The sequence below is a fragment of the Burkholderia sp. BE17 genome, from assembly GCF_009362305.1.
GTDB lineage: Bacteria > Pseudomonadota > Gammaproteobacteria > Burkholderiales > Burkholderiaceae > Burkholderia > Burkholderia pyrrocinia_C.
The window spans coordinates 94058-109096 of sequence record NZ_WHNU01000001.1 but is presented as its reverse complement, the minus strand read 5'-3'; the positions used below and the strand labels follow the sequence as shown (position 1 = coordinate 109096).

14 protein-coding genes are annotated in these 15039 nt (G+C 62.7%); 11 read left to right on the top strand and 3 right to left on the bottom strand.

Annotation, left to right across the window (positions count from 1 at the left end; translation table 11 throughout):
• Nucleotides 1–296: 296 nt before the first annotated feature.
• The 7 genes from pstS (at nt 297) to phoR (ending at nt 7000) form a co-directional block, all read left to right on the top strand.
• Nucleotides 297–1331, top strand: coding sequence for a phosphate ABC transporter substrate-binding protein PstS (pstS, locus tag GD429_RS00475; protein WP_111017388.1), 1035 nt, complete (start codon nt 297–299; stop codon nt 1329–1331).
• 94 nt (nt 1332–1425) lie between these two features.
• A complete protein-coding gene (pstC, locus tag GD429_RS00470; protein WP_152855216.1) occupies nt 1426–2412 on the top strand; it encodes a phosphate ABC transporter permease PstC in 987 nt (328 codons plus the stop codon).
• Nucleotides 2409–3302, top strand: a complete 894-nt coding sequence (gene pstA, locus GD429_RS00465; protein WP_034183283.1) for a phosphate ABC transporter permease PstA — start codon at nt 2409–2411, stop codon at nt 3300–3302. The genes pstC and pstA overlap by 4 nt, the downstream gene beginning before the upstream one ends.
• Nucleotides 3303–3317: 15 nt before the next feature.
• Nucleotides 3318–4166 (top strand): phosphate ABC transporter ATP-binding protein PstB, encoded by an 849-nt coding sequence (gene pstB, locus GD429_RS00460; RefSeq protein WP_072435860.1) that lies wholly within the window; start codon nt 3318–3320, stop codon nt 4164–4166.
• Nucleotides 4167–4184: 18 nt separating this feature from the next.
• On the top strand, nt 4185–4889 hold the full coding sequence (gene phoU, locus GD429_RS00455) for a phosphate signaling complex protein PhoU (protein WP_006758671.1): 705 nt from the start codon (nt 4185–4187) through the stop codon (nt 4887–4889).
• A gap of 32 nt (nt 4890–4921) precedes the next feature.
• Nucleotides 4922–5623 (top strand): phosphate regulon transcriptional regulator PhoB, encoded by a 702-nt coding sequence (phoB, locus tag GD429_RS00450; RefSeq protein ID WP_027787869.1) that lies wholly within the window; start codon nt 4922–4924, stop codon nt 5621–5623.
• A gap of 57 nt (nt 5624–5680) precedes the next feature.
• Complete coding sequence (phoR, locus tag GD429_RS00445; RefSeq protein WP_152855215.1) at nt 5681–7000, top strand: phosphate regulon sensor histidine kinase PhoR; 1320 nt, start codon at nt 5681–5683, stop codon at nt 6998–7000.
• 126 nt (nt 7001–7126) lie between these two features.
• Here the strand turns inward: phoR and ppk1 are convergent, their stop codons facing one another.
• Nucleotides 7127–9190 carry a polyphosphate kinase 1 gene (ppk1, locus tag GD429_RS00440; protein WP_152855214.1) on the bottom strand — a complete coding sequence of 688 codons (2064 nt, stop codon included), beginning with the start codon at nt 9188–9190 and terminating at the stop codon, nt 7127–7129.
• Between the two features lie 279 nt (nt 9191–9469).
• Here ppk1 and ppx point away from each other — a divergent pair, with 279 nt between their 5' ends.
• Nucleotides 9470–10984 carry an exopolyphosphatase gene (gene ppx / locus GD429_RS00435; protein ID WP_152855213.1) on the top strand — a complete coding sequence of 505 codons (1515 nt, stop codon included), beginning with the start codon at nt 9470–9472 and terminating at the stop codon, nt 10982–10984.
• An 89-nt stretch (nt 10985–11073) separates the two neighbouring features.
• On the opposite strand, the gene GD429_RS00430 is transcribed toward ppx, so the two are convergent.
• Nucleotides 11074–11508 (bottom strand): hypothetical protein, encoded by a 435-nt coding sequence (locus GD429_RS00430; protein ID WP_152855212.1) that lies wholly within the window; start codon nt 11506–11508, stop codon nt 11074–11076.
• Nucleotides 11509–12018: 510 nt separating this feature from the next.
• On the opposite strand from GD429_RS00430, the gene GD429_RS00425 reads away from it, so the two are divergent.
• A complete protein-coding gene (locus GD429_RS00425) occupies nt 12019–13389 on the top strand; it encodes a tyrosine-type recombinase/integrase (RefSeq protein WP_152855211.1) in 1371 nt (456 codons plus the stop codon).
• A gap of 76 nt (nt 13390–13465) precedes the next feature.
• On the opposite strand, the gene GD429_RS00420 is transcribed toward GD429_RS00425, so the two are convergent.
• A complete protein-coding gene (locus GD429_RS00420) occupies nt 13466–14227 on the bottom strand; it encodes a hypothetical protein (RefSeq protein WP_152855210.1) in 762 nt (253 codons plus the stop codon).
• A gap of 180 nt (nt 14228–14407) precedes the next feature.
• Here GD429_RS00420 and GD429_RS00415 point away from each other — a divergent pair, with 180 nt between their 5' ends.
• Together GD429_RS00415 and GD429_RS00410 are read left to right on the top strand one after the other, a co-directional pair.
• Entirely contained in the window at nt 14408–14668 is a 261-nt protein-coding gene (locus tag GD429_RS00415; RefSeq protein ID WP_193727032.1) for a helix-turn-helix transcriptional regulator, read from the top strand.
• 38 nt (nt 14669–14706) lie between these two features.
• Nucleotides 14707–14979 (top strand): hypothetical protein, encoded by a 273-nt coding sequence (locus tag GD429_RS00410; protein WP_152855208.1) that lies wholly within the window; start codon nt 14707–14709, stop codon nt 14977–14979.
• Nucleotides 14980–15039 lie beyond the last annotated feature (60 nt).

Genomic DNA, 15039 nt, shown 5'->3' with positions numbered 1-15039 from the left:
GTCTTCCGACCCCTGATATCGCGCCCACCGCTGGCAGGACTTCCCGTCCCGCCGACACTGCGCTACGATCCGCCCGCGCACCCGAAAAACGGGTGTCCCCCCGTCCTTGCCAGGCAGGCAATTCTTGCCGCCTCTGCCGTTCCGGTGCCCGCAGGCGCCGCCCGCGCCGCACCCGATACTCCCTTTCAACCAGTCATGTTACTGTCACGCCAGTTTCATCGATTGTCACATTACCGTCATGAGGAGCCCCTAACCTTCGCGGTGCCGTAGTCATCCGCTCACACACTGGAGGTCTCATGAAATTGATGCAAACCGCGATTGCCGGCCTGGCTGGCGCGCTTTTCGCCGTTGCCGCGCAAGCTGCCGACATCACGGGCGCAGGCAGCACGTTCGCGATGCCGATCTATACGAAATGGGCTGCCGACTACCAGCAGTCCGGCGGTGCGAAGGTCAACTACCAGGGTATCGGTTCGTCGGGCGGCCTGAAGCAGATCAACGCGAAGACGGTCGATTTTGCCGGTTCGGACGCTCCGCTGAAGGATGAAGAGCTCGCGAAGGAAGGCCTGTTCCAGTTCCCGACGGTGGTCGGCGGCGTGGTGCCGGTCGTCAACGTGCCGGGCGTGAAGGCCGGTGAACTGACGCTGTCGGGCCCGGTGCTCGGCGACATCTACCTCGGCAAGATCAAGAAGTGGAACGACCCGGCGATCGCCGCGCTGAACCCGAAGGTCAAGCTGCCGGATACGGACATCGCGGTCGTTCGCCGTGCTGACGGCTCGGGCACCAGCTTCATCTGGACGAACTACCTGTCGAAGGTCAACGACGAGTGGAAGTCGAAGATCGGCGAAGGCACGACGGTCAACTGGCCGACGGGCACGGGCGGCAAGGGCAACGACGGCGTCGCGGCCTTCGTGCAGCGCCTGCCGGGCGCGATCGGCTACGTCGAGTGGGCGTACGCGAAGAAGAACAACATGACCTACACCGCGCTGAAGAACTCGACGGGTACGGTGGTCGAGCCGAAGACGGAAACGTTCAAGGCCGCTGCTGCGGGCGCGAACTGGTCGAAGTCGTTCTACCAGATCCTGACGAACCAGCCGGGCAAGGAAGCATGGCCGGTCGTCGGCGCGACGTTCGTGCTGCTGCACGCGAAGCAGGACAAGCCGGAGCAGGGCGCGGAAACGCTGAAGTTCTTCAGCTGGGCGTTCAAGAACGGCGAGAAGGCTGCGGACAGCCTCGACTACATCTCGCTGCCGGCGACGGTCGAGACGGAAATCCGCAAGCAGTGGAAGACGAAGGTGACGGACGCGTCGGGCAAGCCGGTCGCCGCCGAGTAAGCAATGCAGCGGTTCACTGCCCGGCTGCGCCGGTCGGGCAGTGTGTGCGGTAAAGCCGGGCGTCACGGCGCCCGGCACTCAAAAGCAGGCACCCATGTCTGATATTTCCTATACGTCCTCACGGTCCGCCGACGGTGCATCGCAACGCGCGCCGAGCCGTCTCGGGGACGTTGTGTTCGGCGGCCTCGCACGGCTCGCCGCGATCGTGACCCTGCTGCTGCTGGGCGGGATCATCGTTTCCCTGATCATTGCGTCGATGCCGACCATCCAGAAGTTCGGCCTCGGCTTCCTGTGGCAATCCGAGTGGGATCCCAACTCGGACATCTACGGCGCACTCGTGCCGATCTACGGCACGATCGTGACGTCGGTCATTGCGCTCGTCATCGCGGTGCCCGTCAGCTTCGGCATCGCACTGTTCCTCACCGAGTTGTCGCCCGTGTGGCTGCGCCGTCCGCTCGGCATCGCGATCGAGCTGCTCGCCGCGATTCCGTCGATCGTGTACGGCATGTGGGGGCTGCTCGTGTTCGCGCCGATCTTCGCCGAATACTTCCAGAAGCCGCTCGGCCGCCTGCTCAAGGACGTGTGGGTGCTCGGGCCGCTGACGTCCGGCCCGCCGATCGGCATCGGCATCCTCGCGGCCGGCGTGATTCTCGCGATCATGATCATCCCGTACATCGCGTCGGTGATGCGCGACGTGTTCGAGGTCACGCCCGTGCTGCTGAAGGAATCGGCGTACGGGATCGGCTGCACGACCTGGGAAGTGATGTGGAAGGTCGTGCTGCCCTATACGAAGACCGGCGTGATCGGCGGCGTGATGCTCGGCCTCGGCCGCGCACTCGGCGAAACGATGGCCGTGACGTTCGTGATCGGCAACACGAACCTGCTCGACAGCGTGTCGCTGTTCGCGCCGGGCAACAGCATCACGTCGGCGCTCGCGAACGAATTCGCGGAAGCGCAACCGGGGCTGCATACGTCCGCGCTGATGGAACTCGGCCTGATCCTGTTCGTGATCACGTTCATCGTGCTGTCCATCTCCAAACTGCTGCTGCTTCGTCTCGAGAAGGGAGAGGGCAAGAAATGAGCGAGCCCATCATGAATTTCCCGGGGCCGGACGGCGCCGTGCTCGAAGCGATGCGCGAGCGCCTGCAGCGCAAGCGCAAGGCCATCAACGCGATCGCGCTCGCCGCATCGCTCGGCGCCATGGCGTTCGGCCTGCTGTGGCTCGTGTGGATCCTGTACACGACGCTGCACCTCGGTATCGGCGGCCTGTCGCTGCAGCTGTTCACCGAATCGACGCCGGCACCGAACACCGAAGGCGGCGGTCTCGCGAACGCGATCGTCGGCAGCCTGCTGCTGTGCGGTTTCGGCACGCTGGTCGGCACGCCGATCGGCATCCTCGCGGGCGTCTATCTCGCCGAATACGGCCAGAAGAACCTGCTGGCGAGCACGATCCGCTTCATCAACGACATCCTGCTGTCCGCGCCGTCGATCGTCATCGGCCTGTTCGTGTACGCGCTGGTCGTCGCGAAGTCGGGGCGCTTCTCGGGCTGGGCCGGCGTGATCGCGCTCGCGCTGCTGCAGATCCCGATCGTGATCCGCACGACCGAGAACATGCTGAAGCTCGTGCCGAACGCGCTGCGCGAAGCAGCCTTCGCGCTCGGCACGCCGAAGTGGCGAATGGTGCTGAAGATCACGCTGCGCGCGTCGGTGGGCGGCATCATCACGGGCGTGCTGCTCGCGGTCGCGCGGATCGCCGGCGAAACGGCGCCGCTGCTGTTCACCGCGCTGTCGAACCAGTTTTTCTCGTGGGACATGAGCCAGCCAATGGCGAACCTGCCCGTGACGATCTACAAGTTCGCGATGAGCCCGTTCGCGGAATGGCAGTCGCTCGCATGGGCGGGCGTGTTCCTGATTACGCTCGGGGTGCTCGGACTCAACATCCTGGCGCGCTCGGTCTTCTCGAAAAAGTAACGGCGGAGCAATCCGATGAATATGGCAGAGAGCCACCTGAATCCCGTCGAGCGCACCGCAGCGCCCGCCGGCACGCACGACGCGGCGAACGACCGCCCGCTCGCGCCGCTGAACGCGAAGATCGAGGTCAACAACCTCAATTTCTTCTACAGCAAGTTCCATGCGCTGAAGAACATCAACCTGCGCATTCCCGAAGGGAAGGTGACGGCGTTCATCGGCCCGTCGGGCTGCGGCAAGTCGACGCTGCTGCGCACGTTCAACAAGATGTTCGCGCTCTATCCGGAGCAGCGCGCCGAAGGCGAAATCCTGATGGACGGCGAGAACCTGCTGACGACGAAGCGCGACATCTCGCTGCTGCGCGCGCGCATCGGCATGGTGTTCCAGAAGCCGACCCCGTTCCCGATGTCGATCTACGACAACATCGCGTTCGGCGTGAAGATGTTCGAAAAGCTCACGCGCTCGGAAATGGACGACCGCGTCGAGTGGGCGCTCACGAAGGCCGCGCTGTGGAACGAAGTGAAGGACAAGCTGGGCCAGAGCGGCTACGGCCTGTCGGGCGGCCAGCAGCAGCGTCTGTGCATCGCGCGCGGCATCGCGATCCGTCCGGAAGTGCTGCTGCTCGACGAGCCGTGCTCGGCGCTCGACCCGATCTCGACGGGCCGCATCGAGGAACTGATCGCGGAGCTGAAGAGCGACTACACGGTCGTGATCGTCACGCACAACATGCAGCAGGCCGCACGCTGCTCGGATTACACGGCCTACATGTACCTGGGCGAGCTGATCGAGTTCGGTGAAACCGAGAAGATCTTCATCAAGCCGGTACGCAAGGAAACGGAAGACTACATCACCGGCCGCTTCGGTTGATGACGGAGAACAACAGCCATGTCGGATAAACATCTGTCGAGCCAGTTCGACGCGGACCTGAATGCCGTGTCGTCGAAAGTGCTGGAAATGGGCGGGCTCGTCGAGTCGCAGATCGTCGGCGCGATGCACGCACTCAACGAATTCGATCGCGATGCGGCCGAGAAGGTGATCACGGCCGAGGAAACGCTGAACGCGATGGAAGTCGACATCGATCAGGAATGCGGCAACATCATCGCGCGGAGGCAGCCTGCCGCACGCGACCTGCGTCTTTTGATGTCGATTTCGAAAACGATTACGAACCTCGAGCGCGCCGGCGACGAGGCCGAGAAGATCGCGAAGCGCGTGCGCCGCCTGGTCGACGAGCCGGCCGCGCGCGCGGTCAACATCGCCGAGATCAAGGTGTCGGGCGAGATGGCCGTGACGATCCTGCGCCGCGCGCTCGACGCGTTTGCGCGCCTCGATACGGTGGCCGCCGCGCAGATCGTCAAGGACGACAAGGAAATCGACATGGAATTCCGTGCGTTCGTGCGCAAGCTCGTGTCGTACATGCAGGAAGATCCGCGCACGATCTCGGTCGGCCTCGATTACCTGTTCATCGCGAAGGCGATCGAACGGATCGGCGACCATGCGAAGAACATCGCCGAATTCATCATCTACATCGTGAAGGGCACGGACGTGCGGCACCAGCCGCGCGACACGCTCGACCGCGAAGCCAACAGTTAACGCGACAACGTACAGGAAGAAAAGAGGTGCCGATGCCCAGCAACATTCTCGTCGTTGAAGATGAGCCCGCGATTTCCGAACTGATCTCGGTGAATCTCCAGCACGCCGGTCACTGCCCGATCCGCGCGTACAACGCCGAACAGGCGCAGAACCTGATCAGCGACGTGCTGCCCGATCTCGTGCTGCTCGACTGGATGCTGCCGGGCAAGTCCGGTATCGCGTTCGCGCGCGACCTGCGCAACAACGAACGGACCAAACACATCCCGATCATCATGCTGACCGCGCGCGGCGACGAGCAGGACAAGGTGCTCGGCCTCGAGATCGGCGCGGACGACTACGTGACGAAGCCGTTCTCGCCGAAGGAGCTGATGGCGCGCATCAAGGCCGTGCTGCGCCGTCGCGCACCGCAGCTGACTGAGGACGTCGTGTCGATCAACGGGCTGCGCCTCGACCCGGCCACGCATCGCGTCGCCGCGCATGCGGAAGGCAGCGAGATCAAGCTCGATCTCGGCCCGACCGAGTTCCGCCTGCTGCATTTCTTCATGACGCATCCGGAGCGCGTGCACAGCCGCACGCAACTGCTCGACCAGGTGTGGGGCGACCACGTGTTCGTCGAAGAGCGCACCGTCGACGTGCACATCAAACGATTGCGTGCAGCCTTGAAACCGGCCGGCTGCGATGCGATGATCGAAACCGTGCGCGGCAGCGGCTACCGGCTCGCCAAGCACGCGTAACGTATCCGGACATGCCGTGTGCCACGGCATGCCGTTCATTCTTTCGGGCGCTGAATCATGAACATCATCTGGGCGCGCTTTCTCGTGTCGCTCGTGCTGCTCGTGCTGATCGGCGTATTGGTCGGCGTCTTTGCCGGCCCGACCGCGGGCCTCGTGTTCGTGGCCGTGATGCTGATCGCGCAGGGCTTTTTCAGCACCTTCCATACGCAGCGTCTGTGGCGACTGCTCGATGCGCCCGTCTACGGTGAAGTGCCGAGCGCGCCGGGCATCTGGGGCGAGATCTATTACCGTCTGCACAAGCTCGCGAAGCAGTGGCATGCGCAGGTGCGGCAGGTCGAACAGCAGCATTCGCGCTTCATCCAGGCGATCCAGGCGTCGCCGAACGGCGTCGCGATGCTCGACGACCACGACCAGATCGAGTGGTGCAACGCGATTGCCGAGGTCCATTTCGGCCTCGATGCGAAGCGCGACCTGCGCCAGCACGTTACCAACCTGGTGCGCCATCCCGATTTCGTTCGTTACCTGAACGCGCAGCATTACGACGAGACGCTCGTGATGCGCGGCATGGGCGGCGCGCGGCAGAACGTGTTGGCCGTGCAGGTGTTTCCGTACGGCGAGAACCGCAAGCTGCTGCTCACGCAGGACATCACCGAACTCGAGCGTACCGACGCAATGCGGCGCGACTTCGTCGCGAACGTGTCGCATGAATTGAAGACGCCGCTCACCGTGCTGTCGGGCTTCCTCGAGACGATGCGCGAACTGCCGCTGAACGAGGAAGACCGCACGCGTTATCTCGAGATGATGGAGCAGCAGGCGTCGCGGATGCGGCACATCGTCACCGACCTGCTGGTGCTCGCGAAGCTGGAAGGCGAGAGCAAGCCGCCGGTCGATCGCGCGATCGACATGCGTGCCGTGTTCGATCATCTGAAGGAGGACGCGCAGACGCTGTCGAACGGGCATCACGACATCGCGTTCTCGATCGACGAGACGCTCGGCGTCACCGGCGCGCAGACGGAGTTGTTCAGCGCGTTCGCGAATCTCGTCACGAATGCGATTCGCTATACGCCGGACGGCGGCAAGATCGTCGTGTCGTGGCGGCGCGAAGGCGCGCAGGGCGTGTTTTCCGTCACGGACAGCGGCTTCGGCATTCCGGCCGCCGACCTGCCGAGGCTGACCGAGCGTTTCTATCGCGTCGACCGCAGCCGCTCGCGCGATACGGGCGGCACGGGGCTCGGGCTTGCGATCGTCAAGCACGTGCTGCAGCGGCACGACGCGCACCTGTACGTGCAAAGCGAGGAAGGGCGCGGCAGCACGTTCACCGCGCGGTTCCCGGGCTCGCGCATCATCGCGATCCGGCCGGCCGCGTACGAGGCATGATCGCGTAACGCTTCCATCGCTCGTTCGGCGGGCGGTGGCGCGTCAGGTAATAAAAAAGCGCAACTCGTGTGTGAGCTGCGCTTTTTTATTGGCCGTGCGGCGCGCGACTCGCGCCGCGCCGCGGGCTCACGAGCAGAATTTCGCGAGCAGCCCGAGTTGCGCGTTGCGGATCGTCTTGCCTGCGCGGCGCCGGCGGTAGTGACCGTCGCTGAGCATCTGCCAGGCCGACTGGTTGTCGCCGAGGCACACCGACAGGCCTTCGGCGATCACGCGCCGCTTGAGCTTGCGCTCGCGGATCGGGAACGCGACTTCGACGCGGCGGAACAGGTTGCGGTCCATCCAGTCGGCGCTCGACAGATAGACGTCCTCGGCGCCGCCCGCGTGGAAATAGTAGATCCGGTGGTGCTCGAGGAAGCGGCCGACGATCGAGCGCACCGTGATGTTTTCCGACAAACCCGGCACGCCGGGCTGCAGCGCGCAGACGCCGCGCACGATCAGGTCGACCTTCACGCCGGCCTGCGACGCTTCGTACAGCGCGGCGATCACCGTCGGCTCCAGCAGCGCGTTCATTTTCGCGACGACGCGCGCGCGCTTGCCGGCACGCGCATTGTCGATCTCCGCACGGATCGATTCGACGATGCGCGGATGCAGCGTGAACGGCGACTGCCACAGCTCGTGCAGCGTGAGTTCGCCGCCGATCCCGGTCAGTTGCTGGAATACGTGATGGACGTCCTCGCAGATCTTCTGGTCGGCCGTCATCAGCCCGAAGTCGGTGTAGAGGCGCGCCGTGCGCGGGTGGTAGTTGCCGGTGCCGAGGTGCACGTAGCGGCGCAGCGTCGCCTTGCCGGCCTGCACGACGCGCCGCACGATCAGCATCATCTTCGCGTGGCACTTGTGGCCGACCACGCCGTACACGACGTGCGCGCCGACGGCTTCGAGCTGCGACGCCCAGTTGATGTTGGTTTCCTCGTCGAAGCGCGCGAGCAGCTCGACGACGACGGTCACTTCCTTGCCGTTGCGCGCGGCTTCCATCAGCGCGTCCATCAGCGGCGAATCGGTGCCGGTGCGGTAGATCGTCTGCTTGATCGCGACGACGCTCGGATCTTTCGCGGCCTGCTGCAGCAGTTCGAGCACGGGCTGGAAGCTCTCGTACGGGTGGTGCAGCAGGATGTCGCCGTCGTCGATCGCATCGAACATCGTCGGCGCGTTCGCGATCGCGGCCGGGGTCGATGCGGTGAACGGTGCGAATTTCAGATCGGGGCGGTCGACGAGATCGGGAATCTGCATCAGGCGCACGAGGTTCACCGACCCGGTCACGCGATAGCAATCCTTGTCGCCGAGTTCGCTTTCCTCGAGCAGGCGCCGCACGATGTGCGTCGGCGTATCGGCCGACACCTCGAGGCGCACCGCGTTGCCGAGGTGGCGCGCGGGCAGTTCGCCCTGCAGCGCGACGCGCAGGTTCGTGATTTCGTCCTCGTCGACGAACAGCTCGCTGTTGCGCGTGATGCGGAACTGGTTGCAGCTCTTCACGACGAGTTGCGGGAAGAGTTCGCCGACAAAGCGCTGCATGAACGAGCTCAACAACACGAAGCCGTGCTCGAAGCCCGACAGCGCGTGCGGCATGCGCACGACGCGCGGCAGCGCGCGCGGCGCCTGCACGATGCCCATCACGGCCTGCCGGCCGAACGCGTCGCGGCCTTCGAGCTCGACGACGAAGTTCAGGCTCTTGTTCAGCACGCGCGGGAACGGGTGGGCCGGATCGAGGCCGATCGGCGTCAGCACGGGCAGCAGTTCATCGAGGAAGTAGTGTCGCGCCCATTCGAGCTGCTCGTCGTTCCACGAGTCGCTCGCATGGAAGTAGATGCCTTCCTGTTCGAGCGCGGGCAGCACGGTTTCGTGCAGCATCGTGTACTGTCGATGGACGAGCCGTTGCGCGCGTTCGACGACGAGATCGTAAGCATGCTGTAACGACATTCCGTCGGGCGTCAGCGCGCCGGGGTTGTCGCGGATCTGCTCCTGAAGGCCGGCCATCCGGACTTCGAAGAATTCGTCGAGGTTGCTGCTGGTGATGCAGATGAAGCGAAGGCGCTCGAGCAACGGAACCTGCGGATCGGCTGCCTGGGCCAGCACGCGCTCGTTGAAACCGAGGATGCCGAGTTCACGATTGAGAAGCGGGTAGCGGACGGACATCGGCAGAGTAGGGGATGATTCAGGCGATGATTCGAAAGGACGCTCGGAAACTCTCACGGTACGATGACGTGCTGATGACGAGAATGTATTTATATCGGCAAATTCTACGCTGTAACCGATTCGTCGCATAAATGTTTCGGCCATATACACTCGAGCGGTGTGCATGCCCGTGAAGCGTGGTAATGGCAAGCGTTCCACGCTTAAAATGTCGCCTTTGATTGACTGCCCCGTGTTGCCGGACCGGCTGCCGTGGGCGAACGCGCACGGAGCCCCAATCTGATGGTTACAACCCCCCACTTGCTGGCTGCCGTGGATCTCGGCTCGAACAGCTTCCGGCTGATTGTCGGTCGCGTCGAGGAAACGCCGGCAGGCAGCCAGATCTATCCCGTCGACGCGCTGCGCGAGCCCGTTCGGCTGGCCGCCGGCCTGTCGAGCGACAAGATGCTCGATCGCGCGTCGCAGGAGCGTGGCTGGGAGGCGCTCAAGCGGTTCGGCGAGCGCCTGCGCGATTTCCATCCCGATCATGTGCGCGCGGTGGCGACCAACACGCTGCGCGTCGCGAAGAACGCGGCCGAATTTCTCGGCGAGGCCGAAGCGGCGCTCGGTTTCCCGATCGAAGTGATCGCGGGCCGCGAAGAAGCGCGGCTGATCTATGCGGGCGCCGCGCACTCGGTGCCGGCGAGCGCCGGCAAGCGGCTCGTCGTCGACATCGGCGGCGGCTCGACCGAATTCATCATCGGCTCGCACTACACGCCGATCGTGATGGAGAGCCTCTATATCGGCTGCGTGAGCCACAGCCGCGCCTTCTTTCCGGCCGGCAACGTCGACGAATACACGATGCGGCAAGCCGAACTCGCGGCCAAGCGCGAGATCCAGATCATTTCGAGCGAATACAAGAAGGCCGGGTGGGATCAGGCGATCGGTTCGTCAGGCACCGCGCGCGCGCTCGCGGAGCTCGTCGAGGCGAACGGCTTCAACGATCCGGGCGTCGCGCACGGTATTTCGCGCGGCGGCCTCGAGCGCCTGAAGCGCGCGCTGATCAAGTCGGAGAACGTCAACCGGCTGAAGCTGGTCGCGCTGAAGCCCGACCGCGTGCCGGTGCTCGCGGGCGGCCTCGCGATCATGCTCGCGGTGTTCGAGGAGCTCGGCGTCGACTATGTCGATACGACCGACGGTGCGCTGCGTCTCGGCGTGCTGTACGACCTGCTCGGCCGGACGCAGCACGAAGACATGCGCGCGGTGACCGTCGAGGGCTTCACGCGCCGCTACGGGGTCGATCGTGCACAGGCCGAACGGATCGGCGCGCTCGCGGCGCGTTCCTACGACGAACTCGACGAAGCCGACGACGAAGCGCGCGAGGAAGGCCGGATGTTCCTCGGCTGGGCGGCCGCGTTGCACGAGATCGGCCTGTCGATCTCGCACAGCTCCTATCACAAGCATTCCGCCTATATCGCGAGCAATGCGGACATGCCGGGTTTTTCGCGCACCGACCAGGCGCGGCTCGCCGCGCTCGTGCTCGGTCACGCGGGCAAGCTCGGCAAGCTGTCGCAGGCGCGCGACGTCGAGTGGCCGCTGCTGTTCTGCCTGCGGCTTGCGGCACTGCTGTGCCGGCGCCGGACCGATGCGGGGCTGCCGGACATTTCCGTTTCACAGATGAAGAAGGGCGGGTATGAAGTGCGCCTGCCGAGCGCGTGGGTCGAGCAGAACCCATTGACCGACTACAGCCTCAGCCAGGAGGCTGCCGAGTGGGAGAAGGTCGGTATCCCGTATCGCGTGGTGTATACGGGCGCGTAACAGGCCGATAGCGGGGCCCGGACGGGCTCTCGGGCGGGGGGCGTGTGGCGGCCCCCTCAGACGTGCCGCATGATCGTCCTGACGCCCGCTCAATCCGACGAGCAGACGATCGCGGTCAGGAACGGGAACGCCTGCTTGACGGTCGCGTCGCTGCCGGCCTTGCGCACGGCGTCCTCCACCGCGCTCTTCGTGCCGCGCACCACGACGCCGTAGGCCCATTCGCCGATCGGCGTGCCGTCGCCCGGACGGAAGATCGGGTCGTTCGCCTGGTAACCGAGTACGACATAGACGCCGAAGCCGTACGCCGTCAGCGAGCGGTTCGTGCGGAACGCGTTGACCGAGTTCGATTCGACGTGCATCGGCTCCGACTGGATGTCGCCGGCGGCAAGCAGCGGCGCGACGAACTTGTGGCCGGTCGAATGACAGTCGAGCGCGTCGTCGAGCGCCTTGGCGGACGCGGTGCCGGAGGTCGCGAGCGCGAGCAGCGATGCGCAGAGGGCGATCTTGAGAATGTTGTTTTTCATGCGCAGATGCGGGTTGTTCACGCGCATTATCGCGTGTTCCCGGAAGTGCCGTGCGCGGGCTGCTTTGTGCGTCGTCGGCAGCCTGGCTTGCGGTCGATCCGGTGGTCCGCAACTGAAGCGATGCGCGTGCGGGGGGCGAGACGCGGCTGAGGTCGGCGCGTTGTCGCATCGATGCCCCTATCGATCCCTACAATGAACAGAATGACCGCGAACCGGGAACCCGGGCGACCGATTCAAGGATTCAGAAATGGAAAAGGGGCTACGGTGTTTAACCGTAACCCCTTGATTCCTTTGGTCGGAGCGATAGGATTCGAACCTACGACCCTCTGATCCCAAATCAATCTCCACCAAATTCTCCGATGTTCGCCAAGATACCTACATATTCAGTATGTCGCTGATTATAAACGATTTATACGGTTAGTTTGTTCGCAGGCGTTCGACTGTGCGCGATGAAATTCCGTCGATTTCCGGTAACATGACGGTAACCAAACGGTTGCGGCTGACGAGATCATGGGAAAGCTTACAGTAAGGGCTATAGAGTTATCAAAAAGTAAGGATAAGGCGTACTTTCTGTCAGACGGTGACGGCCTTCGTCTGCGGGTAGCCTCAGACGGCTCGAAAACGTGGCAAATAAGGTACACAGTTGACGGCAAGGAAACAACGGTGACTCTGCCGCGTCGCTACGGCTCCAATACCGATGATGCGCATTTGTCGCTTGCCGACGCTCGGCATGAAGCAGCTGCAATTCGTGCGCTGGCGCGGAGCGGCATTGACCATCAGCAGAAAGTCAAAGACGACCTGGAAGCTCAACGCCGCCAACGCGAACAACAGCGAGCTGATGCCATGACCGTGCAAGACTTGTATGACGCATGGTTTCCAACCATCGGAACGAAACGGGGCAAGCGCGGTCGGAAAGATGGCGGCGCAGAGGTTGCCCGCACGTTCGCTAAGTTTGTGTTGGGCGAAATTGGCTGCCGCCCACTTACGCAAGTGTACGCAGTAGATGTGCGGCCAATCCTGACTCGCATAGCAGATCGCGGCGCAAATCGGCAAGCGACGGCCCTGCTCGTCGACCTCAAGCAGATGTTTCGTTGGGGGGACCAGAACCAGCCGTGGAAACGTCTACTTGCGAGCAGCGACGTTTTGGCAATTCGAGCGGAGGATATCGTAAGCGGTGGTTATGATCCTATTCGCGACAACGAACGCGACAGAGTGTTGAGCGAAGAAGAAATCCGCACGCTCGCCCAACTGGTGCCAAAGGCAGATATTTCGCTCGCTATCCGCTCCGCGATATGGATCATGTTGTCGGTCGGGACGCGTGTAGGCGAGACCGTTGCTGCACGGTGGTCCCATATCGATCTGCAAAACAAGTCTTGGCACATCCCTGTTGAAAATACAAAGTCGGGAGTCGCCCTCGACGTGCAATTATCTGACTTCGCATGCACGCACTTTGAGGCGCTTTGGGCGTGCCGTGAAGCACTGCCTGAAGAATTGCGCAGCGAATGGGTTTTTCCGTCTAATCGGGATCGTGGTGCTGCTCTCAACAACCAAACTGTCGGGAAGGCACTCGCAGACCGTCAACGTATCGATAGCAAGCCGATACGCGGGCGCACAGAGCACGTAGACGCGCTTGCGTTGGACGGCGGCCAGTGGAAGTGCCACGACCTGCGGCGCACATGCGGAACCCTAATGCAAAGTCTTGGCGTACCCGAAAGCATCGTTCATCGGTGCCTAAATCACGCCCGAACCGACAAGCTTGATCGAGTCTACCTGCGACACGATTACGCGAGTGAAATGAAAGCCGCGTGGCAGTTACTGGGCGAGCGAATTGGGGCTTTGACGAGCAACGAGAGTACGGATGCTCCAACAGAGAACTCTTGATTTCAGCCGGAAGGCCGGGTCTCGCCGAGGCCCATTTTCTTCTTTCAGCCCAGCGCCTCTCTAAGCCCAGTCACATTCAGTTCGGCGTATTCTCTCGGTCGTTTAGTCCGAGCACCCTCCGAGACCAGCCGAGACTTTCCTCGATTTCCCTGAGGTAGTTAGTCACGGTCCTCGCCGAGACGGGCTCCCCCATCTGCTGAGTCCAATTCTCTATCTCCTTTGAGATAGCAAGCTCACTTCGTGGTTGGTGGCGCAACTGGATCAGCGCCGCCATCACTTTGAGCATCGTGTTTTGCTTCTTGGTACCCTTGTGCTGGGATTCCTGAGCATCACGGACCTCAACACCTTGACACCGCGCGAAGTCAACCGCCCCTGACCGCACAAGGCCGAGACCATCGCATTGTGTCCAGTCGGGTAGTCCAGACTCGTACACATAGGTGCTGCCGGTGCTCAAATCGAAAACGGGCAGTCGCCCCAGTTCGACCAACGCGCGAAGGCGCTCCCGATGTCTCGCACATGTGTCGGCCCAGTATTCCGATGTGTGTGCTTCATCGGTGGGAATGTCGTGAAGGGCCGCCGTGATCGCACGAGCCGTAATATCGACGGTGGTGTCGAGCGAGAAGAACGGCTGATTCGGTAAGGTCGTGGAAGTAATGATGTCAATCGATGCCACGAGCCTGTTTAGCAAGGTCTCGCGTGCCCGCTGCCGCGCCTCAACATCCTGCTGCCAACGTTGGCGCTCAGCGAGCACCTTCTGTTGCATGTCTGCCGACAGCGAATCCAGATTGAATTCGTGCCAAGGTTCAAGCCAAGTTGGCGCCTTGTCTTTCATCGTCATGCTGCATTCTCCGTCGCGAACTGGGCTTATGGTGAGTACGGGCAACTGCGCACAACCGGAAAATTGCTTTGCCTCCGGAATATTCCGCTACGGGGGGAGGCGGGCAACGAAACTGCGTACAGACGCTCGATGTTCATCAGCGTCCTGCCACATCCCATCAACTGCCCCGGAGTTCGCCATATGAAAAAGAGCACCATCCCTGATTCGTTTCCGCAACCTAGCGCTGCATCAACGAGCGAGCCCGCGACATCGCTGCCGCGCATTATCCGTATGCCCACCCTCATGCAAATGTACCCGGTGGGCCGTACCACCATTTATGAGTTGATCAAGGCACAGAAACTGCCGCGTCCCATTGCGCTTTCCAAGCGTGCTCGCGGCTGGGTTCTCGCCGAAATCGAGGAGTGCATCGCCAAGCTGAAGGCGGAGGCCCACGGTGACTAATTATAGCGATCTTCCCCCCGAAGAAACCTGATGTCGCATTGGCCGACAGCGTGTCGCAAGCGGAGCACATCGAAGCAAAAGCGGCCACATCCGGCAACAACAAGGAACTGGGCAAAGGCGTTGTACTGGTAACGTGCGCGGGTTCGGCCATCTTGACGGTTGAAGCCGCCGACATTGTAAACAGCGCCCAGCCGAACGGCGCTACTGACAATTTGTCGGTCCGTCTCTTCATGGCGAAGAAGCTGTTGATGGGGCCTGTGGTTGCATGGGTGTGTACTGTCAGCAGCGTGCCCGTTCCCGCTCGTCTGTAATTACATACCCTATATACCCTATATGACATCCTCCTAAGTACGTAGGTCTACTAATGGAAA